Source organism: Mesorhizobium sp. CA13, from assembly GCF_020165235.1.
Taxonomy (GTDB): Bacteria; Pseudomonadota; Alphaproteobacteria; order Rhizobiales; family Rhizobiaceae; genus Mesorhizobium.
In genome coordinates, this window is record NZ_JAIUHS010000001.1 from 1,079,596 (window position 1) to 1,102,872 (window position 23,277).

22 protein-coding genes are annotated in these 23,277 nt (G+C 63.2%); 8 read left to right on the forward strand and 14 right to left on the reverse strand.

Annotated elements, in window-relative coordinates; genetic code table 11:
* Nucleotides 1–50: 50 nt before the first annotated feature.
* The 3 genes from LB566_RS05385 (at nucleotide 51) to LB566_RS05395 (ending at nucleotide 3,236) form a co-directional block, all read left to right on the forward strand.
* Nucleotides 51–725, forward strand: coding sequence for a GntR family transcriptional regulator (locus LB566_RS05385; RefSeq protein WP_140551278.1), 675 nt, complete (start codon nucleotides 51–53; stop codon nucleotides 723–725).
* 193 nt (nucleotides 726–918) lie between these two features.
* Nucleotides 919–2,430 carry a UxaA family hydrolase gene (locus LB566_RS05390; protein WP_224623584.1) on the forward strand — a complete coding sequence of 504 codons (1,512 nt, stop codon included), beginning with the start codon at nucleotides 919–921 and terminating at the stop codon, nucleotides 2,428–2,430.
* Between the two features lie 59 nt (nucleotides 2,431–2,489).
* Nucleotides 2,490–3,236 carry an SDR family NAD(P)-dependent oxidoreductase gene (locus LB566_RS05395; protein WP_224623585.1) on the forward strand — a complete coding sequence of 249 codons (747 nt, stop codon included), beginning with the start codon at nucleotides 2,490–2,492 and terminating at the stop codon, nucleotides 3,234–3,236.
* A 60-nt stretch (nucleotides 3,237–3,296) separates the two neighbouring features.
* Here LB566_RS05395 and LB566_RS05400 read toward each other — a convergent pair whose 3' ends face one another.
* The gene (locus tag LB566_RS05400; RefSeq protein ID WP_224623586.1) at nucleotides 3,297–3,824 is read right to left on the reverse strand and encodes a hypothetical protein; all 528 of its coding nucleotides are present in this window, start codon (nucleotides 3,822–3,824) and stop codon (nucleotides 3,297–3,299) included.
* Between the two features lie 23 nt (nucleotides 3,825–3,847).
* Nucleotides 3,848–4,708, reverse strand: coding sequence for a class I SAM-dependent methyltransferase (locus LB566_RS05405; protein ID WP_224623587.1), 861 nt, complete (start codon nucleotides 4,706–4,708; stop codon nucleotides 3,848–3,850).
* A 78-nt stretch (nucleotides 4,709–4,786) separates the two neighbouring features.
* Between LB566_RS05405 and LB566_RS05410 the strand changes: the two genes are divergently transcribed.
* Nucleotides 4,787–5,722 carry a LysR family transcriptional regulator gene (locus LB566_RS05410; protein ID WP_224623588.1) on the forward strand — a complete coding sequence of 312 codons (936 nt, stop codon included), beginning with the start codon at nucleotides 4,787–4,789 and terminating at the stop codon, nucleotides 5,720–5,722.
* Nucleotides 5,723–5,764: 42 nt separating this feature from the next.
* On the opposite strand, the gene LB566_RS05415 is transcribed toward LB566_RS05410, so the two are convergent.
* The 9 genes from LB566_RS05415 to LB566_RS05455 all read right to left on the reverse strand — a co-directional run bounded on the left by LB566_RS05415 (nucleotide 5,765) and on the right by LB566_RS05455 (nucleotide 15,876).
* Entirely contained in the window at nucleotides 5,765–6,835 is a 1,071-nt protein-coding gene (locus LB566_RS05415) for a tartrate dehydrogenase (RefSeq protein ID WP_224623589.1), read from the reverse strand.
* Nucleotides 6,822–7,913, reverse strand: a complete 1,092-nt coding sequence (locus tag LB566_RS05420; RefSeq protein ID WP_140551285.1) for an isocitrate/isopropylmalate dehydrogenase family protein — start codon at nucleotides 7,911–7,913, stop codon at nucleotides 6,822–6,824. The genes LB566_RS05415 and LB566_RS05420 overlap by 14 nt, the downstream gene beginning before the upstream one ends.
* Before the next feature lie 59 nt (nucleotides 7,914–7,972).
* On the reverse strand, nucleotides 7,973–9,382 hold the full coding sequence (locus tag LB566_RS05425; RefSeq protein WP_224623590.1) for an MmgE/PrpD family protein: 1,410 nt from the start codon (nucleotides 9,380–9,382) through the stop codon (nucleotides 7,973–7,975).
* Between the two features lie 242 nt (nucleotides 9,383–9,624).
* Nucleotides 9,625–10,332, reverse strand: coding sequence for an FCD domain-containing protein (locus LB566_RS05430; RefSeq protein WP_140551287.1), 708 nt, complete (start codon nucleotides 10,330–10,332; stop codon nucleotides 9,625–9,627).
* 211 nt (nucleotides 10,333–10,543) lie between these two features.
* Nucleotides 10,544–12,214: an ABC transporter permease gene (locus LB566_RS05435; protein ID WP_224556918.1), complete on the reverse strand. Its 1,671-nt coding sequence runs from the start codon at nucleotides 12,212–12,214 to the stop codon at nucleotides 10,544–10,546.
* A gap of 194 nt (nucleotides 12,215–12,408) precedes the next feature.
* The gene (locus LB566_RS05440) at nucleotides 12,409–13,455 is read right to left on the reverse strand and encodes an ABC transporter substrate-binding protein (RefSeq protein ID WP_224623591.1); all 1,047 of its coding nucleotides are present in this window, start codon (nucleotides 13,453–13,455) and stop codon (nucleotides 12,409–12,411) included.
* Nucleotides 13,456–13,467: 12 nt separating this feature from the next.
* Complete coding sequence (locus LB566_RS05445; RefSeq protein WP_140551289.1) at nucleotides 13,468–14,535, reverse strand: ABC transporter ATP-binding protein; 1,068 nt, start codon at nucleotides 14,533–14,535, stop codon at nucleotides 13,468–13,470.
* Between the two features lie 230 nt (nucleotides 14,536–14,765).
* The gene (locus LB566_RS05450) at nucleotides 14,766–15,305 is read right to left on the reverse strand and encodes a chromate transporter (RefSeq protein ID WP_224623592.1); all 540 of its coding nucleotides are present in this window, start codon (nucleotides 15,303–15,305) and stop codon (nucleotides 14,766–14,768) included.
* Complete coding sequence (locus LB566_RS05455) at nucleotides 15,292–15,876, reverse strand: chromate transporter (RefSeq protein WP_224623593.1); 585 nt, start codon at nucleotides 15,874–15,876, stop codon at nucleotides 15,292–15,294. The genes LB566_RS05450 and LB566_RS05455 overlap by 14 nt, the downstream gene beginning before the upstream one ends.
* A gap of 99 nt (nucleotides 15,877–15,975) precedes the next feature.
* Here LB566_RS05455 and LB566_RS05460 point away from each other — a divergent pair, with 99 nt between their 5' ends.
* The 3 genes from LB566_RS05460 (at nucleotide 15,976) to LB566_RS05470 (ending at nucleotide 18,925) form a co-directional block, all read left to right on the forward strand.
* A complete protein-coding gene (locus LB566_RS05460) occupies nucleotides 15,976–16,686 on the forward strand; it encodes an FCD domain-containing protein (protein ID WP_224623594.1) in 711 nt (236 codons plus the stop codon).
* A 73-nt stretch (nucleotides 16,687–16,759) separates the two neighbouring features.
* Nucleotides 16,760–17,509 carry an SDR family NAD(P)-dependent oxidoreductase gene (locus LB566_RS05465; RefSeq protein ID WP_224623595.1) on the forward strand — a complete coding sequence of 250 codons (750 nt, stop codon included), beginning with the start codon at nucleotides 16,760–16,762 and terminating at the stop codon, nucleotides 17,507–17,509.
* 72 nt (nucleotides 17,510–17,581) lie between these two features.
* On the forward strand, nucleotides 17,582–18,925 hold the full coding sequence (locus LB566_RS05470; RefSeq protein ID WP_224623596.1) for an MmgE/PrpD family protein: 1,344 nt from the start codon (nucleotides 17,582–17,584) through the stop codon (nucleotides 18,923–18,925).
* Between the two features lie 76 nt (nucleotides 18,926–19,001).
* Here the strand turns inward: LB566_RS05470 and LB566_RS05475 are convergent, their stop codons facing one another.
* Both LB566_RS05475 and LB566_RS05480 read right to left on the reverse strand, forming a co-directional pair.
* A complete protein-coding gene (locus LB566_RS05475) occupies nucleotides 19,002–20,075 on the reverse strand; it encodes a tartrate dehydrogenase (RefSeq protein ID WP_224623597.1) in 1,074 nt (357 codons plus the stop codon).
* A gap of 41 nt (nucleotides 20,076–20,116) precedes the next feature.
* Complete coding sequence (locus tag LB566_RS05480) at nucleotides 20,117–21,172, reverse strand: PdxA family protein (protein WP_224623598.1); 1,056 nt, start codon at nucleotides 21,170–21,172, stop codon at nucleotides 20,117–20,119.
* Between the two features lie 171 nt (nucleotides 21,173–21,343).
* Here LB566_RS05480 and LB566_RS05485 point away from each other — a divergent pair, with 171 nt between their 5' ends.
* Nucleotides 21,344–22,309 (forward strand): alpha/beta fold hydrolase, encoded by a 966-nt coding sequence (locus LB566_RS05485; protein WP_224623599.1) that lies wholly within the window; start codon nucleotides 21,344–21,346, stop codon nucleotides 22,307–22,309.
* 17 nt (nucleotides 22,310–22,326) lie between these two features.
* On the opposite strand, the gene fghA is transcribed toward LB566_RS05485, so the two are convergent.
* The gene (fghA, locus tag LB566_RS05490) at nucleotides 22,327–23,160 is read right to left on the reverse strand and encodes an S-formylglutathione hydrolase (RefSeq protein ID WP_224623600.1); all 834 of its coding nucleotides are present in this window, start codon (nucleotides 23,158–23,160) and stop codon (nucleotides 22,327–22,329) included.
* Nucleotides 23,161–23,277: the final 117 nt, after the last annotated feature.

The window sequence follows — 23,277 nt, forward strand, 5'->3', positions numbered from 1 at the left end:
GACATTCGAATAATTTTGCCATTTCAGGTGGACGAACGATGGGATTTTCCATGGATCTAGATCCTTCGACCCTCAATCGAGCCCTCCCGCTGCGCGACCAGATCTACAACAAGATCCGCAACATGATAGTCGTCGGACGGCTGAAACCGGGTGAGGTCATCAACGAGGTCGCCATCGCCGAAGCGCTGGGCGTCTCGCGCACGCCGGTGCGCGAAGCGGTCAAGCGCATCAGCGACGAAGGGCTCGTCAAGATCCTGGCGCAGACCGGCACCTACGTTGCTCCCATCAGCCGGGCCGACCTCGAGGAAGCCTATGTCATCCGGCGTGCATTGGAGATGGAGAGCGCCAGGCGCGCCGCCGCCAAGCTGACGCCGGCTGCCAGTGAATTGCTGGAAGACAATATGGCCGCGCATAAGCTCGCCATAGCGCGCGGCAGGTACGCCACAGCAATTCAGCTCGACGATGTCTTTCACCGCACCATCGCCGAGATATGCGGCTTGCCGATGATCTGGCGCGCCGTCGACATCTCCAAGGCGCAGATGGACCGCGGCCGCTATCTCGCCATTCCGAAGCCCGGCTATGGCGAGCAGACGATCGAGCAGCACGAGGCCATTCTGGACGCGCTGAAGCGTCACGACGCCGAGGGCGCCGCACAGGCGATGGAGCATCACCTCGAGACGTCATTTCGCAACACGCTCGAAGTCGCCGCCGAGCTTCTCGACTGACGACCTCGACTGCGCGCTGAGACGGGCAGCGCAGGTTCCAGGTCCATTCAGCGTCGGCCTGTGACCTGCCATCCGGCCGGTTTGCCGAGGCCCGGTGAGCCGTGTTCGCAGCTTGACCGTTGACATTCTATTATATTAGTATTCCGATCCATTCGGCGGCATTGTGCCGGCGGGGGCTTTTTCAGAGTTTGTAATGGCGCGGTTCATCCAGCTTTCGCATGCCGACAACATCCTTCTGGCGGTCGATCCGTTGAAGATCGGCGACAAGGCAGGCGACGTGCCCGCCAAGGCGCGCATACCGCGCGGACACAAGATGGCGATATGCGACATCGCTCCGGACGAGCCGGTCGTGAAATATGGACAGACCATCGGATTCGCCCTCGGGCCGATCGCCGCCGGCGATTGGGTTCACGAGCACAATGTGTATCTGCGCAACTTCGAACGCGACTATCTGTTCGGCACCAACGCCAGGCAAACGCCTGTCGTCCCTGACGCCGAGCGCGCGACCTTCATGGGTTACCGCAGGCCGAGCGGTAAAATCGGGACGCGCAACTTCATCGCTGTCCTGACTTCGGTGAATTGTTCGGCCAGCGTCGCCCGCTTCATCGTGGAAGAGATCAACCGCCGCGGTATCCTGCGCGACTATCCCAATGTCGACGGCGTGATCTCACTCGTCCATGGCACCGGCTGCGGCATCGACACCAAGGGCCCCGCTTACGACCTCCTGAAGCGCACGCAGTGGGGTTTTGCCACGAATCCCAATGTCGGCGGCGTGCTGATGGTCGGGCTTGGCTGCGAAGCGTTCCAGATTCCGCGCTGGATGCAGTCCTATAATATCGAGGAGAGCACGACCTTCCGCACGATGACCATCCAGGAGACCGGCGGCACACGCAAGACGGTCGAGGCCGGGGTGAAGGCGATCCTCGATATGCTGCCCACGGTCAACGCCGCGCAAAGGACGCCGCAGCCGGCATCCGAACTCGTGCTCGCGCTGCAATGCGGCGGGTCGGACGGTTATTCCGGCATCAGCGCCAATCCGGCGCTTGGCGCCGCGGTGGACCTGCTTGTCGCGCAAGGCGGCACGGCGGTGCTGTCCGAGACGCCGGAGATCTACGGCGCCGAACATCTGCTGACCATGCGTGCGGAGAGCCGCGCGGTCGGCGAGAAGCTGGTCGAGCGCATCCGCTGGTGGGAGGACTACACCGCCAAGCACGACATGGAAATGAACAACAACCCGTCTCCCGGCAACAAGCTCGGCGGGTTGACGACGATCCTGGAGAAGTCGCTCGGCGCGTCCGCCAAGGGCGGGACGACCAATCTGCGCGCGGTGCTGGAATATGCCGAACCGATCAACGAACGCGGCCTCGTCTTCATGGACACGCCAGGCTACGATCCGGTTTCGGCCACCGGCCAGGTTGCCGGCGGCGCGAACATATTATGCTTCACCACCGGGCGCGGTTCGGCCTTCGGCTGCAAGCCGACACCCTCGATCAAGCTTGCCTCCAATTCTTTCATTTTCGAGCAGATGCGCGAAGACATGGACATCAATTGCGGGGACATCCTCGACGGCGTCACGCTGGACGACAAAGGCCAGGAGATCTTCGCAGAGCTCCTGCGCGTAGCTTCGGGCGGGCGTACCAAATCGGAATCGCTGGGCTACGGCGATAATGAGTTCGTGCCCTGGAACCTCGGCGCTACCATGTAGCGACATCGCCCGCCCGCAACAGGCAACCTCAATTCTCTCAACCAGAAAGAACGCTCGGCATGAACAGGATCGATCTTGACGGCCAACACGCCGTGGTCACCGGAGGCGCGCAAGGCCTCGGCTTCGCGATGGCCAAACGCTTCGTCGCCTCCGGCGCGACGGTCACCTTGTGGGACGTCGACGAGGCGCGCCTCGAAACGGCCAAGCGCGACCTTGGCAAAGCCGCCACGACCCTGGTCGTCGACATTGCGGATTGGGAGACGGTGGACGCCGCGCGGGCAAAAACCGAGGAGAGCGCCGGCAAAATCTCCATCCTGGTCAATTCCGCCGGCATTGCCGGTCCCGCCGCCCCGCTCGACAGCTACGACATAGAGACGTGGAAGAAGATCATCGACATCAACGTTAACGGCACTTTCTATGTCAACCGCGCCGTGGTGCCCGGGATGAAGTCGCGCAATTACGGGCGGATCGTCAACATCGCTTCCGTCGCCGGCAAGGAGGGCAATCCCAACGCCGCCGCCTATTCCGCTTCGAAGGCGGCGGTCATCGGCATGACCAAGTCGCTCGGCAAGGAGCTCGCTCAGTATGACATTGCGGTCAACTGCATCTCGCCGGCCACCGCGCAGACCCGAATCCTCGAACAGCTCACGCCCGAGCACATCGAATACATGCGCTCGCGCATCCCACGCGGCCGTCTGCTGGAGGTCGACGAGGCCGCCGCCATGGTCGCCTGGCTCGTCTCAAAGGAAAACAGCTTCACCACGGCCTCGACCTTCGACCTGTCGGGCGGGCGCACGACCTATTAATCGAATACGGGCGAAACCCTCTTCGCCGTGCGGCGCGCCGGTACACCGGCACTTGCTGCGTCACGGAGATGCGGCCGCGTCGCCGGCGAAGACTCGAGTTGCCTGGAGCTGGGGGCGCAGCATCAGGTAGAACGCGACGGCGTGCGTGATCATCAGCAGTGGGACATAGATTACGGGGATCGCGTATGTGGCGCCTAACTCCCCCGCCAGCTCAGGAAGACCGGCCTGGCTGCCGTGATAGTAGTCGACAGCGATATCGATCGTCCCCACGAGGTTGAACGCGACGACGAACAACCAGAACAGCGGACGTATCCTTATCGTCAGAAGCGCCAGCATGGCCAACACGCCGGTTGCGAAGTCGCCATAGGCGGCGAAGACGGCGAAGTCAGCCGGCAAATTGGGCCCGATGACGCCTGGAATGATGAAGACAAGCCCGAAGAAGCGGAAGCTGTGCAGCGTGGCGATAGCGCGTTGCGCCTCGACCCCGTTCAAGGATCTGAGCCGGGGCAAGATATACACGCCGACGCAGAGCAGCCAAGGGACGTAGCCTAGAGCGAGGTGTAGCAGGAAAATGTTTGCAGGCGACATATGGCCTCCCAAGAGATGCTGATTCACGCGGCCTCGAACACGGCCGTCAGAATGCCGAGCCGGCCTTCCATGAGATTCCGTCCGAGGTTGGCCGCCAGCTCCGACATGTCCGGCCCCATGACCACGCCAAGGTTCGGCGACGGCGGCGGCCCCGACGCGCGCAGTTGGGCGATCCAGGCCTTGGCGGCTTCGGTGTCGTCCTGCCAGGCCAGCGGGCGAAAACCGGCCGTTTCAATTGCGCTGCGGGTCGCCGCAGCCGTCAGGAGAAAGCTGGTTGCGGGCAGCCGCGCCCAGGGGACGGGATAATGCGGCTCGCCGCCGTTCGACACGACGTCGAAGGTCGCGAACCTGCCGCCCGGTTTCAGCACCCGACGGATCTCGCGATAGAGCCGCGCCCGGTCGGCGATGTTCATGGCCACATGCTGCAGCAGCACGACATCGAAACGGCCGTCGTCAAGTGGAAGCTGCAATGCGCTTCCAATCTGGAACGACACCTGTTCGCTCTGCCCAGTGCGTTCCGTCAGATAGCGCGCTGCGGCCACGAACGGCTCGCTGAGGTCAACACCCGTAACCCGGCAGCCATAGGTCGCGGCAAGAAAACGCGCCGGCCCGCCGACGCCGGAGCCGACATCCAGAACCGACATGTCGGCCGTGATCCCGGTCAAGCTGGCAAGCTCGGCAGTCGCGGCAAGTCCCCGGGTGTGAAACTGGTCGAGAGCGGCCAGTTGCCGGGGCATCAGCCGCTGATCCTCCGGCCCGAAGGCGGCGAGCGCCGCCTTAAGCCGTTCGGTCAGGCCCGTCGCGCGGTAGTGGTCGCGCACGCCATCAAGCGCGTCGGCAAGGGGTCTCTCAAGATCGTTGTCCAGTATCCTGCGGCTCGACATCGGTGCGCCTCCTGATTTGCAAGGTGCAATCTACGCCCGCTTCCAGCGGTCGACTATTCGCGATAATGTTGATGGGGCATGAAGCAGAACTTCACGGTCCGGAAAGGTGCGCTCGACGGGGTGGAGGCGTTCCTCGGCGTCGCGCAGCACCGCAGCTTCCGAAAAGCGGCCGCGGAGCTCGGCGTCACGCCATCGGCGATCAGCCAGGCGGTGCGCGCGCTCGAGGCGCGCGTCGGCGCGGCGCTCTTCATGCGCACGACGCGCAGCGTCGGCCTGACCGAAGCCGGGGAACGGTTCCTTTCGCGCGCAAAGCCGGCTTTCGAGGAACTGGTCGCCGCAAGCGAAGTCGCACGTGAGCTTGGGCAGCGGCCGACCGGGCTGTTGCGCCTCTCTGTGCCGCGCGCCGTGGTGCCGATCCTGCTGGAGCCGTTGGTGGCATCCTTTTGCCAGGCCTATCCCGAAGTAGAGGTGGAGATCGCCGCAAGCGGTGAGTTGGTCGACCTGGCGGCCGACGGGTTCGACGCCGGCATCCGGCTCGGCCAGTTCATCGCCGCCGACATGGTCGCGGTTCGGCTGACGCCGCCGTTCCCGCTCGTGGTCGTCGGCAGCCCCGACTATCTGCGCCGCCAGAAGCGGCCGGAGCGGATCGACGATCTGCGCGGCCATGCCTGCCTGCGCATGCGCCGCTCCAACGGATCGATCGCGCCCTGGCCATTCATCGACGGCAACAAGACGGTCGAGGCAATCGTCTCCGGGCCGCTGGTCGCGCATGACTACCCGACACTGCTTGGCGCCGCGATCCAAGGAGTGGGACTTGCACAGGTGCCCGGCCCTCTCACCGAGGCCCCGATTGCCGACGGCCGGTTACAAGCGTTGCTCACGCCCTTTGCCGTCACAACGCCGGGAGTTTTTCTGTATTATCCCGACAGACGCCAGGTCCTGCCCAAGCTGCGCGCGTTCATCGAGCATGTGAAATATCGGGGAACGGATGCCGAAGGCGCGCGAACTCCCTGAGGCCAACCGCTCTCGACGACGGGCTTGCCTGCCCGTGCAGCGCTAATTGGCGCGAAGGGCCGCAATCACCGCGGCGGTAACTTCGGCGGTGCTCGCGGTGCCGCCGAGATCCGGGCTGAGATACTCCGCCCGGTCCGTGACAATTTCGATGGCAACCATGAGGCGCCGCGCCGCGGCCTGCTCGCCGAGATGCTCGAGCATCAGGCTCGCCGTCCAGAACGATCCGAGCGGATTGGCGACGCCCTTGCCGGTAATGTCGAAGGCCGAACCATGGATGGGTTCGAACATGGACGGCCGGCTGCGCGAGGGATCGATGTTCGACGTCGAGCCGATGCCGAGTGATCCGCCCAGCGCGGCGGCCAGGTCGGAGAGGATATCGGCATGCAGGTTGGTCGCCAAAACCGTGTCGATGCTGCCGGGTTTGTTGACCATGCGCTGGGTCATGGCGTCCACCAGCATCCAGTCGACGCTGAGACCGGGGTAGTCGCGAAGCACGCCGCGCACGACTTCGTCCCACAGCACCATGCCATGGCGCTGCGCATTCGATTTGGTGACGACGGTCAGAAGCTTGCGGGGGCGCGACAGCGCAAGCTCGCAGGCGAAACGGGCGATGCGTTCTATCCCGGCGCGGGTAAAGACGGCGACATCCATGCCGACCTCGATGGGCAGTCCGCGATGGGCGCGACCACCGACGCCGGCATATTCGCCTTCACTGTTTTCGCGCACGATCACCCAGTCTATCTGCTTGCCGAGATCGGGCCGCAACGGGCCCGTCAGCCCGGGCAAGAGGCGCGTGGGCCGTACATTGGCATACTGGTCGAACCCCTGGCAGATGGCCAGGCGCAGGCCCCAGAGCGTGACGTCGTCGGGAAGGTTCGGATCGCCGACCGCGCCGAAATAGATCGCGTCGAAACCCTCCAATTGCCCGAGGCCGTCCTGCGGCATCATGCGGCCGTTGCGGTGGTAATAGTCGGAGCCCCAGTCGAAGCGCTTGAAGTCGAAGGCCAGACCCGGCTCGACAGCGGTCAGGGCTTCCAGCACCTTCACGCCGGCTTCGACGACCTCCGGCCCGATACCGTCACCACCGATGACAGCGATCCTATGCGAGGACATTTTCAGTTTCCTTCTCGATGGCAGCGACGATGGCGCTGGTCATTCCCTCGGTGTTGGTGGTTCCGCGTATGTCGCCGGTCCGCGTCTCGGGCCGCGCGAGCGCCGCAACAGTGGCCCCCGCCATCATGGAAGCCGCGCGAAGCGCCTCGGGAACGCCGCGGTTGTGGCCAAGCCATTGCAGCAGCATGCGGGTGGATTCGATCATCGCATAGGGATTGACGACGCCCTTGCCGGCGATATCGGGCGCGGACCCGTGCGCCGCCTGCGCCATGGCTATATCGCCTTCGCCGATACACAGGCCGGGCGCCATGCCGAGGCCGCCGACGAGGCCGGCGGCCTCGTCGCTGAGGATGTCGCCGAACATGTTGGTGGTGACGACGACATCGAATGTCTGTGGATCCCGCAACAGCCGCATGGCGAAGGTATCCACGATCACCTCGTCGACAGCGACATCGGGGAATTGCTCGGCGGCCCGATAGCACTCCTCCACGAACATGCCGCAGCCGAGCTTGAACACGGTGTCCTTGTGAACGATCGTCAACTTCTTGCGCCTGGTTCTGGCAAGTTCGAGCGCCGCCTTGGCGACACGGTAGCTGCCGGCGCGGGTGATGACGCGAACCGAAATGGTCGTGTCGTGGGTCGGCCGGAATTCTCCGGAACCGGCAACGACATTGCGATCAGGCTGAAAGCCCTCGTTGTTTTCCCGCACGATGACGAGATCGACGTCGTCGAACAGCGCGCCGAGACCGGGAAAGGAGCGCGTCGGCCGCACATTGGCAAAAAGGCCGAAATGCTTGCGCAGGATCGGGTGCGGGTTGATGGCGCCGGTCACCTTTGGATAGGCCCGATGTCCGATCGGCCCGAGTATGAAGCCGTCCAATGTCGAAAGCGTCTCGAGCGTGCCGTCGGGCATGGTCGATCCGTGCGTGTCGAGCGCCGCGCGGCCGATCGGCATCGGGCGCCAGTCGATGTCAAGGCCGCTGCGCGCGGCGGCGGCCCTGGCGATGCGCACGGCGGCAGGCACGATTTCGTGTCCGATGTCGTCGCCATTGAGGATACCGATCGTGAGATGGGCCATCGGCCGACCTTTCTGAATTGCCGGCCGCGGCTCTGCCGTCGCGGCCCCTTGGAGATCTGTCAGCCGGCCTTGGCGACGAGGCTCATCAGCCGCTCCAGCGAGGGCTGCCGCTCCAGGTCGCGCACCAGCGCGACGACCTCGTCCGCCGCCGAACGGCCAAGGCGGGCATGAGCCGCATTGTCCCTGAACTTGTCGGCAACCTCCTCGTAGCTCATCGGGTTGGCCGGACTGCCCTTTCCGAAGTCGGCTTCGCCGTGAATGACACGGCCGTCATTGAGCGTGACATCGATGATCGTCGTCATCTTGTGATAGCCGGCCTTCTCGGCCTTTTCATCGATTACGAAATCCACTTTGTCGATCATGGCTTTGACATCGGCCCGCTGCGTCGTTGCGTCGGTGAACTCGCCAAGTCCGGCCTTGCCGTCGAGCAGCAGGATGGCCATGCAGAACTCCATCGAGAACTTGGCCTGGAGTTCATCATGCGGATTGTGATGGATCAGGGCATTCGGCATGTTCGAGTTGGTGCCGACCCGCACGCGCTTCACGTCAGCGGACTTGATATCATTCTCACGGATAAGGCGCGCCATCTCGGTCATGCCGGGATGGGTCAAGGACCCCGAGGGATGCGGCTTGATCGAGATGCCGGGGTCGGCGAACGTCCACGGCGCGCCGAGGCGTCCACGGATGGCGTTCTCGTCGTAACCGCCGCCGGCGGCCTGGAAGAAGCCGCGCGGGGCCTCCAGAATCTTGTCGGTGGCAGTCCATCCATGGGCGGCGAACTGCGCGGCGGCGACGCCGCTTTCCGATGCGCGCCCTGCATGGAACGGCTTGGTCATCGTGCCGAAATTCTCGCGCAGGCCGGCCGACTGACTGCCGGCGATCGAAAGTGCGCGCGCCGTGGTCTTGGCATCGAAGCGAAGCAGCGAGGCCGCGGCCGAGGCGGCGGCGAACGTGCCGCAAGTGGCCGTCGCGTGAAATCCTGTCTGATAGTGGCGAGGCGCGATCGCTTCGGCGATCTTGCACTCGACCTCGACCCCGAGATGGTAGGCCAACATGACCTCCCTGCCCGAGGCACCCACCAGTTCGCCGACGGCCAGTGCCGCGGGCAATGCCGGCGCAGTCGGATGCGTCAGCAAGCCATAGACGCGGTCGGAAGCGACGGCCAACTGGGTGTCGTCATAATCATCGGCGTGGATGCCGACGCCATTCGCAAATGCGGCAAAACGCGGCGCAACCTTGCGGCCCGCGCCGATCACCGTCGCGGCGCCAGGCATCAGCCCGAGTTCGTCGAGATGGCGGCGGACGAGGTCGCCGCTTTGCGCGACGGAGCCCGAAAGAGCAAGCCCGATGCCGTCCAGTATCGACTTCTTGCCGAGAGCGATGACGTCATCCGGCAGATCCTGCGGAGTGGCTGCTGCGACGAACTCCGCCACGTATTTCGTGAGACCTGCCTGTGCCATGTCGTGCATTGAAAATCCTCTTTGTCGACCGTGCCTCGAACCAAGAACCCGCTCGCGCGGGCCCTTGCTTGCCAAGGTTGCGAGCAGGACTAAGAAAGCAGTTTTGGTAAACTGTCAACAATTTTTTGTCGACAAAATGAGGGCCGTCCGGACTGGATCTGTGGGACGGAAATGACGAGCTCAGGCCATAATCGGCGCATTCCGGCGCTTCAGCCGCGACTTCCCCTTTGTCCAAGGAACGTCTCTCGGGGTCAGTCCGAAGCGTGTCGCAAAGCCACGGTTGCCCGGCGCGTGCGCGAGGTGCCGTTGACGATGTGCTCGCGCCCGGCCGCGAAGGCCCGCTGCGGATCACGTGCGGCAACGGCTTCCACGATGGCCCGGTGCTCGCGATTGGATATGTCGAGCACGTCGCCACTCGCCAGTGCCCGGTAGCGCTGGATGTGGAGTTCCCGTGCAAGGCCGAGATAGATCTGCGCCAGGCGGCCGTTGCCGCACATCCTCGCCAGTTCCGAATGGAACTCCAGATTGACCGGATAATACTGGCTCACCTCGCCGATCTTCGCCAGTTCGTCCATGCGGTCGACGAGCGCGCGCAATTTGGCAATTTCGGGATCGGTAATCTTCTCCGCGACGCTCATGGTCATGCAGGCGAAGATGCAGGCGCGTGCTTCCGACACATCGCGGGCTTCATCTTCGCTGAGCTCGCGCACGAAGAAGCCCCGGTTGGGGATCACCTGGATCAGCCCCAGAGCCGCAAGCGCGCTGCAAGCTTCCCGGATCGGCCCCCGACTGACCTTGAGCTGCTGGGCCAGCGCGTTTTCGTTGATCCGTTCGTTGGGCGTGAATTCTCCCTCGACGATCATTCGCTCTATTTCGTGCTGCACGACATTGGCGAGCGAGCGCGTGCGCAAAAAGTCGATGGGCGAAAATCCCGACATGTTTTCGGTTTCGTTAGCCATGAGCCCGAATTCCGTTCAATGCCCCGCGGACGACACGATTTGCCTGATCCGGCCTCGCTGGCCGCGAACACTTTGCCTGGGCATCATCCACGGTTTGATCTCCTTCGTCCAATTGATGCCGACGGCATCCAAGCAGGACCATGACTGAGACATACTTCCTCTTGTCAAGCGAAACGCGGACAATTGCTGTGGAATCAAGACCGCATCCACCTCAGCCACCGCTCCTGGGAGGCGCTCCGCCGAGAACCGGGACCTTGTTCGCAATAAAAACAACGGTGAACGAAACCACCAGCAGCAAGATGCCGAGCACCGCAATCGCTCCGTAGTCGCCGCTCTCGTTGAGGTCGTATATGATGACTGAGACCAGCTTGGTCTGCGCCGTCGTCAGAAGCACGGTCGCCGACAATTCCCGGATGGTGCCGATGAAGACGAAGCACCAGGCCGCGATCAGGCTGGTGCGCAGCAACGGCGCCGTGATCTGCCACAAGGTCTTCAGGCGGGTGGCGCCGAGAATGCGGCTGGCTTCCTCCAGTTCCGGATGGACGCCATGGAATGCCGATGACAATTGCTGATAACCGGCCGGAAGCTCGATCGTCAGGAAGGCGATCAGCAGGATCCACAAGGTGCCGTAGAGGCCAAAGGTCGGGTTGGCATAGGCGAGGAAAAGCCCGACGCCGAGCACGATGCCCGGAATGGCTATCGGCGCGGTTGCCAGCACGCCCAGAAATGCCGCGCCCGGTGCGGCGCGGCGGGCGACCAGATACGACACCACAAGCGCGATGCCGGTCGCGATCGTTGCCGTCGACAAACCAAGGATCAAGGTGTTCCAGATGGCCAGCCGCGTGCTGGAAAATTCGAAGAGCACGAAATGGAAATTATGGAGCGTCAACGAACTCCAGCTCAGCGGCTCGGAAATATTGTGCGTCAGAGCCACTTTGAGCAGGGCCAGATAGGGAAACAGGACCGTCACGCACAGGATGAACAACACATATGCGCCGGCCAGCCATTTCCAGTTGCCCAGCTTCACGCGCCGCGGCGTGCCGCTCTTGCCGCCGAGCACGGTATAGCCGCGGCGCCCGAGCAGCCATCTCTGCCCCCAGAGCAGGAGCATGGTCACCACGAGCAGGGGCACGGCACTGGCCGCGGCGAGATCGAGCCGCGGCGGAAACTGGAAATAGCTCCAGATCTTGGTGGTGATGACGTGGAAGCCGGCCGGCAGCGCCAGGATCGCCGGCGAGCCGAACATGGTGAAGGCCTGGACGATGGCCACCAGGGACCCGGCCAGCATGGCAGGCAGCACCATGGGCAGCGTCACCCGCCGCAATGTCGTGCCGGGCTTGCCGCCGAGGATCGCCGATGCTTCCTCCAGGTCGGACGGCACCTTGTCGAAGGCGTTGGCCACCAGCGTGAAGACGAAGGGAAACGAATAGCAGGTGACCGCGAAGACCAGCCCGGTGAAGGTGTAGATATCGAACAGGCTTTGCGACTGGTCGAGACCGAAGGCCCAGCGGTAGATATTGTTGAGAATACCGCTGTTCGGCGCGGCCAGCATTGCCCAGGCAATGGCGCCCAGGAAGGGCGGCGTCACGAATGATGCCGTCACCAGACTGCGGACAAGGCGCTGCCCCGGCATGTCGGTGCGCGCGACAAGCCAGGCCAGCGGCGTGGCGACGAGACACGAGAACAGGCCGACGCAGCCGGCCATGCCAAGTGCGATGAGGAACGCCCTGCGAATTGTGGCGTCGGTAAAGAGGCGGGCGAAATTCGCCAGGGTCAGGGAACCCGCCTTGTTGGTGATGCTGTAGTAGCCCAGCCAGAACAATGGCAGCAGCACCAGCACGCACAGGATGCCGGCCAGCAGCACGAAAAGAGGTGTCGACAAATCGAACCTGCCGAGGCGCCGCCTTGTGGCGGAATCGGGGGACAATGCAGCGATGGTCACCTGGTCACCTCTGAGCTTGATCTGATTTCGGCAGAACACCCCCGGCCCGACCCGGGATCTTGCGATGTCGCCCACGACGACATCGCAAAATCATTTCATTCTGCCACCGGTCCAACTTGACGGCGAACCGCTACTCACGTGCCAAAATACTCTTCGTATTTCTGCTTGATCTCTTCGATGGCGTCGCGAACGTTCGCCGGGTCGGACTCAAGCAGCTTGATCTGGGAAAGCGGCGTGCGGTTGGACTTTTCCTTCACGTCCGGCCGAACCGAACGCAGACCACCGAAATCGTCGTTCAATTGCTGGGCTTCCTGCGAGAACATGAAGGAATAGAAAAGCTTGGCTGCGTTTGGATGAGGAGCGTAAGCCAGGATGGCGGCGTTGCCGTAGGCGATGGAGGTTCCTTCCGCCGGATAGACCGCCTTGATCGGCAAGCCTTTGTCCTGGAGGATGAACACGTTGTACTCATTGCCATCAGCCTGGATCGGGCGCTCGCCCTGGGCAAGGACCTTCGGCGGCTCCGTCGAGGACTGGACCTGCATGACGCCCTGCTTGCCCAGTTTCTCGAAATAGTCCCAACCGAGAAGCTGGCTGAGGGCATAGGTCGCGGTCATCACGTTGCCGCTGTAGCCAGGATGCGACTTGACCAGCTTGTCCTTGTATTTGGGATCGAGCAGATCGGTCCAGGTCTTTGGTGCGTCCTCTTCCTTCACCAAGTCGGTCCGGTAGGCGATGACGGTCAGCGTGGCGCGGAAAGCCGCATAGAGCCCGTCGGGGTCACGATCCTTTTCCGGCCACATCTTGGCCACGTCCTCGGGAACGGCCGGCGTCAGCCAGTTCTGATCCTTGAATGTGAGGAAGTGGGATGCGTCGGAGGTCTCGATGACATCGGCATTGTGGATGCCGCTCGAATATTCCTGCCCTATGCGCTGAAAGACGCGCTCGGAACCGGCCCTCTCCACCTGGACCTTGATGCCCGGATAATGCGCCTCGAAGGCGGAGCCCAGTTTCTCGGCAACCTGCACGTCGGTGGAGGTGTAGTAGACGACCGAGCCCTCCTTGGTTGCCGCGGCAACCAGCTCGTCCGTCACATTATAGGGCTCCGGCGGTGCGGCCCAGGCCACCTGGCTCCACGCCAAGGCTGCCAAAAGCGCGCCTGCTGCGACTTTCGTGTTCGACATTTCTCTCTCCCTTTAGTGCGCGAGCGCCCGGCAGCGATCAGGTGGGCAATGAAGCCAGATTTGCTGGTTTTCCGGGACCGCGACATCGACGGGCGCAATCGCCCGCACGGTTTCGCCACCTGATAGATTGACGAGATAATCGCGATGCGACCCGAGATAGACCTGGCGCAGCACCTTTCCGGTGGCCCAGTTGCTCGGATCGCCTTTCGGCTTCTCGTTCGTGAGGTGCAGGTCGTGGTGCCGCACCGACACCGCGGTCTGGCCGTTGGAGGCGTAATCGCCGCTGCCGCAGCGCAGCACCAAACCATTGCCGCAATCGACGGTGTCCGTTCCGATCCGCTTGCCCTTGAAGATGTTGGTGCCGCCGATGAACTGCGCGACGAATTCCGAGCGCGGTCGTTCGTAGATGTCCTCGGGAGAACCAGCCTGCTCGACATTGCCCTGGTTCATCACCACGATGACATCGGCGGCGGTCATGGCCTCGGTCTGATCGTGAGTGACGTAGACGGTCGTGTAGCGGAACTCGTCGTGAAGCCGACGGATTTCAAACCGCATCTCCTCGCGAAGATTGGCGTCGAGATTGGAAAGCGGCTCGTCGAGCAGCAGCGTCTCCGGCTCGATGACAAGGGCCCTGGCAAGGGAAACACGCTGCTGCTGACCGCCCGACAATTCGCCCGGATAGCGCTCAGCCAGTTTTTCAAGCTTGGTCGCCTGGAGGATGCGACCGGCCTTTGCCTGAATGTCGCTCTTGCCCATACGGCGGAGCCGCAGGCCGTAGGCGATGTTCTCGAACACCGTCATATGCGGCCAGAGCGCATAGCTTTGGAAGATCATCGACATGTTGCGGGCTTCCGGAGGCTCGCTGGCATGCGGCGACGACACGACACGGCCGCCGACGCGGATCTGACCATCCGACGGCTGAACGAACCCGGCGACCAGGCGCAAGGTGGTGGTCTTGCCACAGCCCGACGGCCCGAGCAGGCACACCAGCTTGCCCTTCTCGATAGAGAGGTCGACCTGATTGACGACGGTCAACTTCCCGTAGCGCTTGGTCAGATTGTCGAGTTCCACAAAGGCCATGGGTCCTCCCGAACACTCATTCACAAGCGATGTGCCTGTGCCTCTTCCCCAAGGTCGGTCTAATTTTGTTAATTGTCAACAATTAACTGACGACTATCTGCATTGCGGTTAAGAGCAGCGGCATTTGTCGGCCGGAATTGCCGGGCGCTTCGCGTGGAAACGGACCCGTGCGACGCGCTTTCAGCTCTTCTCCACGCCTTGTCACTGTCCCAAAATTTGGGCGACATGCGTTATCCTACAGCCATCAGCAGGCCGCAAAAGAGGACCGATCCGACGACCATCAGCGTCAAGGGGCCCAAACGAACCCTACGCGCCGCAACGGCGACCATGATGGCCACGCACCAGGCGATCCAGCCGCCTTTCGCGTTGCTCAGGAGAGCCAAGACGCTGGACAGCACCAGCCCCGCGGCGAGCGGCGCCAAACCATAGACCAGGGCGCCTTGCCACGCCGCATCCGGACGGCTGTGCCAGAAATGCGCGATCACGATCACCAGCAGCGAGGACGGCGCAAAAATCGCGATCGTCGAAACGATAGCCCCCGCCCATCCGGCAAGGTGCCATCCCATCAGCGTGACGATCAGGGTTCCCGGTCCGGGTGCGACGCGGGAGATGGCAAACATGTCGAGGAAAGCCTTGTTGGTCAGCCAGTGCCTGTCATCGACGACGCTGTGCTGCAATTCGCCCAGAATGGAGGATCCGCCGCCGATGGCCATCAATGACAAGGGCGCGAACACCAGACACAGGGTAAGAAGCAGATTATCGTCTTTCATGCCGTTTTCTTACAAAGCCGATGCCGATGCCGATGGGCGCCAGCACCGCAACGATGACGAGAGCAGAAAGATGAAAGACCGATGCGCCCACCAGCGTGCAGGCAAACAGGACCGTTGAAATGACGTCGACGCAGGCATACCGCATGGCAAGATAGCCGACGGAAAGCGACAGTCCGGCTGCCGCGACGGCGAGGCCCGCAAGCAGCGCGCCGATCGCGGGATCGGCGCTGAGCCTCAGCACGACATTTCCTATCAGGATGATTGCGATGGCCGGGGGCAGCACCACTGCCAACAGCGCCACGAAGGCTCCGACGAAACCCCTGAGTTGATATCCGAGCCAGAGCGCCAGGTTTGCAACGTTGACGCCGGGCAAGGACTGGGCAAGAGCCAGGCCGGACAGAAACTGCCGGTCGGTGAACCAGCCCCGATTCACCACGAATTCCGTGTGCATCATGCCGTTCACGCCCCCGCCAATGCTCGTGATGCCGAGCTTGGCAAACGCCAGGAAGAGTTCGAAAAGGCTTGGCGAAGGCAACGCATCCTTCACCAGCGGGATGTCCGCCTGAGGCATGAAACTCCGGTTCTCCAGCTTTTCGGCCAGCAATGATCCTGCCTGTCAGCCGCACTGTATTCTGTTGACAGTTTGCAGTAAATAGTAGATCACGATCTCATGAGGGCCGAGCTTGAGTTTCTTCAGAACCACTCCCTGACGAGCGTCTTGCGGCGCGAGTTGGAGAGTCTCATCCTGTCGGGAGAATTCGCCCCGGGTGAGAGACTGAACGAGAATTCGCTGGCGACCCGCTTTTCGGTGAGCCGCGGTCCCATCCGCGAAGTCTGCCGCGCGCTTGCCGAGAAAGGCCTGCTCGAGCTTGTCCCCAACCGGGGCGTGTTCATGCGCAGGATCGGCGAGGACCAGGCCGCCGAGCTTTACGACGTGCGCGCGGGGTTGTTCGCGTCGGCGGCGCGCCTCCTGGCCACGAAGGTCACGGCGGCGCATATTTCGGAACTCGAGCGCTTGCTCGATGGCATGGAGGAGGCGGTCGCCATGCATTCGCTCGATGCCTACTACCCGCTCAATCTGGAATTCCACGATTCGATCCTGCGCTTCGCGGGCAACGGCCGGCTGCACAAGGCCTATTCCGAACTCGTCAAGGAACTGCACCTGTTTCGGGAGCGCGCGCTGCTGCAAGGCGGCGGCCTCTCCGTGTCCAATATTGAGCATCGCCGCATCGTTGCGGCATTGCGAAACGGCGACGCGACAGCCGCCATGGAGGCAGCCTTCCTGCATGTGCTGAGCGGCAAGAGCCGTATGACCCTGCCGGCAGTGGCCGTCCCTGGACATTCGAGCGGCAACGCGCCCGACACCGGGGATCTCGCATGAGCCGCACCGATCGGTCTCGAGAGATGCCTTCAATGGCAGTGGCCGGCCCGGACCGGTCCGACGGGAGCTTGGCATGAACGGCGGACGGGAACTGGAAGGCCGCGTCGCCATCGTAACGGGAGCCGCCCGCAATATCGGACGCATCATGGCGCTGGAGCTTGCCGGCGCCGGGGCCGCCGTGGTCGTGAACGCACGCAACTCCCAGGCTGAAGCCCAGTCCGTCGTCAATGAAATCGCAGCCACCGGAGGAAAGGCCAAGGCCGTCCTGGCGGATGTCGTCGACCCAGGTGCCGTCGATGCCTTGATCGGCGCGACCGTTCGGGAGTTCGGCGGCATAGACATTCTCGTCAACAGCGCCGCCGTACGACATGAAACCGCGTTCGAGGATATGAGCTTCACCGAATGGCGCGACGTGCTTTCGATCATCCTCGACGGCGCGTTCCTGACCGCCCATGCGGCGCTCCCGCACCTCAAGAAGTCAGGACAGGCAGCAGTGATCAACATCGGTGGCTTGTCGGCGCATACCGGCGCCGGCGGACGCGCTCATGTCGTGACCGCGAAGGCGGGCCTGTCCGGCTTCACGCGCGCCCTCGCCCATGACCTTGCCGGCGACGGCATCACCGTCAATTGCGTTGCGCCCGGCATGATCGACACCGTGCGGGCAGGCGGAGAGCCCTCTCACCATGTCGGGAAACTGCCGCCTGTCGGCCGGCTTGGAACGCCGCGGGAAGTAGCCTTGCTCGTGCGCTATCTCTGCGGCCCCGCGGCCCGCTACATCACCGGCCAGACCGTTCACGTCAACGGCGGCGCCTTCATGGCGTGATCCGCGCCAATCACCAGCAAAGCACGCCGGCAGGCCAGGCAGTCCTGTGCAACGGCGATCCAGGGAGATCAAATGATTGACGTCACCGCCACACTGGCCCGCTACGTCGTGTCGGCATCCGCAGACAGCGTGCCCGGTAATGTCCGGCGCGAAGCGGTACGCTCCTTCCTCAACTGGACAGGCTGTGCGGTGGGCGGCTCGCAACATGCGAGCGTCGATATTGCGCTCGCGGCCGTGTCGCCGTTTGCCGGCAGGGATCAGGCTTCCATATTGGGCCGCGGCGAACGGCTGGACGCACTCAATGCCGCGCTTCTCAACGGCATCGCCAGCCATGTTTTCGACTTCGACGACACGCATCTGCGCACCATCATCCATCCCGCCGGGCCGGTCGCCTCCGCGATCCTGAGCCTTGCGCAGCTGCGGCCGGTAAGCGGCCGTGATCTGCTGCATGCCTTTATCCTCGGGGTCGAGGTCGAATGCCGTATCGGCAACGCGGTATACCCCGCTCACTACGACATCGGCTGGCACATCACCGGAACAGCCGGCGTCTTTGGCGCCGCCGCCGCAGCGGGGCGGCTGCTTGGCCTCACCGAACAGCAGATGATCTGGGCGCTCGGCATCGCCGGAACGCAGTCTTCGGGTTTCCGCGAGATGTTCGGCACCATGTGCAAGAGCTTCCATCCGGGCCGCGCAGCGCAAAATGGACTGCTCTCCGCCTTCATGGCGCAACGCGATTTCACCTCGTCAAATCGCGTGCTCGAGGCGCCGCGCGGTTTCGCCCACGTCATGTCGACCGAACGCAATTTCGACGAGATCACCAAAGGTCTGGGCGAGAGCTTCGAGATCGCGCTGAACACCTACAAGCCGTTTGCCTGCGGCATCGTCATCCACCCGATCATCGACGGCTGCGTGCAATTGCGCAACGAGTTCGGACTGACGGCCGCGCAGATCGAAGGCATCGAATTGGAAGTCGATCCGCTGGTGCTCGAGCTGACCGGCAAGAAGACGCCGACAGTCGGTCTCGAGGGCAAGTTCAGCGTCTACCATTCGGCAGCGGTGGCCATCATCGAAGGCCGCGCCGGCGAGGAGGAATATAGCGATGCGAGCGTGCGCGACCCGGAGGTGATTGCGCTGCGCGACCGCGTGAGTGCAGCGGCATCGCAAAGCGTCGCCGAAGACGAATGTCACGTGACGATCAGGCTCAAGGACGGCCGCGTCCTCAGGAAACATGTCGAGCACGCGATCGGCAGCCTGGCGCGGCCGATGACCGACGACGATCTGAACGCAAAGTTCGGCGGGCTCGCCGAACCGGTTCTGGGCGCCACGGCAACGGCGCGCCTGCGGGATCTGTGCTGGGAGATAGAGACGCTCGAAGACGCCGCCGCCATCGCCCGCGCCGCAACCCCCGTGGGCTGAACGGTTCTCATGCAGCGGCGGTCGATCTCGCCGACGCAAACACCCCGGTGCTCTGGTGCCGGGCGATCTCTGAAGGTCAAAGTGCTGCGGCGATCGCCTTGCCGCACTCGACGGTGTTTGCGCCGCCGCCAAGGTCGCGCGTACGCAGCGAAGGCGCGGCGAGAATGGTCTCGATCGCCGAAACGATCCCGGCGGCCGCCTCAGCTTGCCCGAGATGGTCGAGCATCATCGCGGCCGACCAGATCTGCCCGACGGGATTTGCAATCCCCTGCCCCGCAATATCCGGCGCCGAGCCGTGAACCGGCTCGAACAGGGACGGAAAATTGCGGTCGGGATTGATATTGGCGCTGGGTGCGATGCCGATCGTTCCCGTGCAGGCCGGGCCGAGATCGGACAGGATATCGCCGAAAAGATTGGAGGCGACGACGACGTCGAACCAGTCGGGATGAAGCACGAACTGGGCCGTCAGGATATCGATGTGGTATTTGTCCCAGCGCACATCCGGGAAAGCCTTGGCCATTTCCTCCACGCGCTCGTCCCAGTAGGGCATGCTGATCGAGATGCCGTTCGACTTGGTCGCCGAGGTCAGGTGTTTGCGCTTGCCCTTGGCGGCAAGCTCGAACGCGAACCTCAGCACACGATCGACGCCAATGCGCGTCATGACTGTTTCCTGCACAACCACTTCGCGCTCGGTGCCCGGGAAGATGCGGCCGCCTATCGACGAATACTCGCCTTCGGTGTTTTCGCGCACCACCCAGAAATCGATATCGCCTGGGCCGCGCCCGGCGAGCGGGCTCGGCACACCCGGCATAAGGCGCACCGGCCGCAGGTTGACGTATTGATCGAACTCGCGCCTGAACTGGAGAAGCGACCCCCACAGCGACACGTGGTCGGGCACGCCGGCAGGCCAGCCGACGGCGCCAAAGAAGATCGCGTCATGCGATCCGATCCTTGCCTTCCAGTCCTCGGGCAGCATCCGGCCGTGACGGGCGTAATAATCGTAGGAGGCGAAATCGAACCAGTCGAACGACAGGCCGATGCCGAAGCGCGAAGCGACCTTTTCCAGGACGCGTACGCCTTCCGGCACGACCTCCTTGCCGATGCCATCGCCGGGGATGACCGCGATGCGGAAACTGTTGGATTTCGTCATTTGGTTTCCAGTTGGTTTCAGGGCCAGTTGGCTGACATCGGTCAGGCTGCTGCCTGGCGCTCTGCGTTTTTGCGGCGCGCAAGCTGGGCCGCAAGTCGAACGGCACTCTCCAGCGCACCTGTCGAGGCGACGCCTTTGCCGACGATGTCGAAGGCGGTTCCGTGCGCCGGCGTGGTGAAGACGGTTTCGAGGCCGGCCGTGACGGTCACACCGCGATTGAAGCCGCGCAGCTTGGTCGCGATCTGCCCCTGATCATGGTACATGGCGACCACACTGTCATATTCGCCGGCGAAAGCCTTGATGTAGATGGTGTCGGCGGGGAAAGGCCCGCTGCAATCGATGCCCGTTGCCGCGGCGGCCTTGACCGCCGGACCGATCAGATCGATCTCCTCGCGCCCGAACAGCCCGTTCTCGCCGGCATGCGGGTTGAGGGCCGCGACGGCGATACGCGGCTTCTTCACGCCGGCGCGGCGCATGGTGCGGTCAACGAGTTGGATTGCCTCGATGATGCTGTCATGGGTGATCTGGTCGAGAGCCGTGCGCATGGAGACATGCGAGGTGACGCGCGACATCCATTGGCCGTCGAGAACGTTCATCTCGGAGAAATACCCTTTGTGTTCCAGCAGATGGGCAAACATCTTGTGCTCGTCCGGAAATTTCCAGCCGCCGGCATGAAGCGCCGCCTTGTTCAGCGGTGCGAAGGTGATGCCGTCCACTTCGCCCTTCATCGCCAGCCGCACGGCGGCGGCCAACGTGTCTCCGGTCAGCTTTCCGGACTCGGCGGAAACCACGCCGCGCGGCAAGGCCGCGGGGTCGATGTTGCCAAGATCGATGAGGGGCGTCTGCAACGCGTTCCAGTCGATCGAGGCGACGTCCGGCACGGTCTTGATGGAAAGAGACACACCGGCATCGCGGGCCCCCATCTCCAGGACACGCCGGTCGCCGAGAACGACGATGCGCGCAGCATCGGAAAGTCGGCCATCCGACAGCACGCGCGCAACGAGTTCCGGGCCGATGCCGGTCATATCGCCCGGCAAGAGGGCCAGGCAAGGCAGCGGCGAAGCGGCTTTGGGCGAGGACTTATCTGAATCTGGCATGGACACGCCCCTTCGGCTCGGCGGTGGCAAGGCCACCCGATAGTGGCCGCGCAAGCCTCGCTTGGCGACCTCGGTGCGATGTTGCGCTGCATCCAAAAAAAGTCAACTGAAAATTGTTGACAGTATTCAATTTGAAGGCGAGGGTTAAGGGACAGAGCTCTGGAGAACCTTATGGCCAGTCAAAACGCCTCGGACGTCGCCGCCGCATCCCTCATGCCCCCACTGGAGAAGGAGCATCGGAGCCTGATGGAGGGATTTTCCTACAGGAGGATCAAGACCAGGGGAGCCGAGATCAACGTCGCGATCGCGGGCTCAGGCCCGGCATTGCTGCTGGTCCACGGCAATCCGTTGACGCATGTCAGTTGGCACCGGATCGCGCCTTCGCTGGCGAAATCCTTCACGGTGGTTGCCATCGACCTGCGCGGCTACGGCGACAGTTCGAAGCCCGACGGCGGCCCTGACCATGCCGCATACAGCTTCCGCGCCATGGGCGAAGATGCCTTCGACGTGATGAGCGAACTCGGCTTTGAAAAATTCGCGCTTGCCGGCCATGACCGCGGCGCCCGCGTCGGTTTCCGCATGGCGCTCGATCGGCCTGACAGGATCACGCGCTTCTGCGCGCTCGATATCATCCCGACCTATCATCTTCTCACCAACGTCACCCTGGGTTGGGGACTGGAAAGCTATCACTGGTTCTTCATGGCGCAGAAGGCGCCGTTCCCGGAAAAGCTGATCTGCGCAGACCTCGACTATTACATCCAGTACAAGCTCAACAAGAAGGGCGTGGGGCTGGAGATATTCACGCCGGAAGCCTTCAAGGAATATGCCCGCTGCACGACGCCTGAGCAGATCCACGCGGTGTGCGAGGACTACCGGGCGACCGTGACACTCGACCTTGCCATGGACACAGCCGATTTCGGCAAGAAGAAGATCGGATGCCCGGTCATGGTGATCTGGGGCAGCAACAGTCATGTCGGACGCCATCTCACGCCTATCGAGGCATGGGCCCCTTGGGCGCCGGACCTTAGAGGCTGGGCCATTCCGACGGGCCACTACCCGGCCGAGCACCGTCCCGACCTGATCTACGAAAGCTTCTGGACGTTCTTCAAAGGCGGCGAGCCGAAGCCCTACCGCTGACAATGCCCGGCGGTTCTTCAGCCTAGCCGTGCGGCGTGCCACTTCAGGTGATCGTCCATGAAGGTCGAGATGAAGTTGTAGGAATGATCGTAGCCTTCCTGCATGCGCAAGGTGAGGTCGATGCCGGCCTTCTTGCAGGCTTCATCGAGCAGCCACGGACGGAGGCCTTCGTCAAGGAACCCATCGGCCGTGCCCTGATCAACCAGGAACTCGCCAAAACGGCGGCCGTCCTCGATAAGCAGCGTGGCGTCATAAGCGCGCCAGTCCCTGTCGTCGGGGCCGAGATATTTCTCGAGCGCAGGCCGCGACCAGCCAGCGGTCGTCGGCTGAACGATCGGCGCGAAGGCCGAGCAACTCCTGAAGCGGTCGGGGTTCTTCAGCGCGATCGTCAACGCGCCGTGTCCGCCCATCGAATGACCCGATATGCCCTGGCGCGCCGTGTCGGCAGGGAAGTTCGCGGTGATTAATCCCGGCAGCTCGTCGAGAACGTAGGAATACATACGGTAGTTCCTGGCGTAAGGCTGCTGTGTCGCATCGACATAGAAACCGGCGCCGCAGCCGAACTGCCAATTATCCTTCTCGTCCGGTACATCGGCACCGCGCGGGCTGGTGTCGGGGCAGACCACGATGAGACCAAGCTCGGCCGCCAGGCGCCGGTACTCGCCCTTGTCCATGACGTTGGCATGGGTGCAGGTGAGACCCGAAAGATACCACAGCACCGGCACCGGCCCATCCTTGGCCTGCGGCGGCACGAAGACGGCAAAGGTCATGTCGCAGGCGCAGACCTCTGAAGCGTGCGCGTAAACACCCTGGACGCCGCCATGCGACTTGGACGTGGAAACGACTTTCATCAACTCTGCCTTTTCGTCATGACCTTTCGGTCCGACATAGCTGCCGGCCGCCGCACCCGCAACCTTCAGCCCTGCAAACAGCACCGGTGGCGTGACCGAGGTGCACCTCGGTCACGC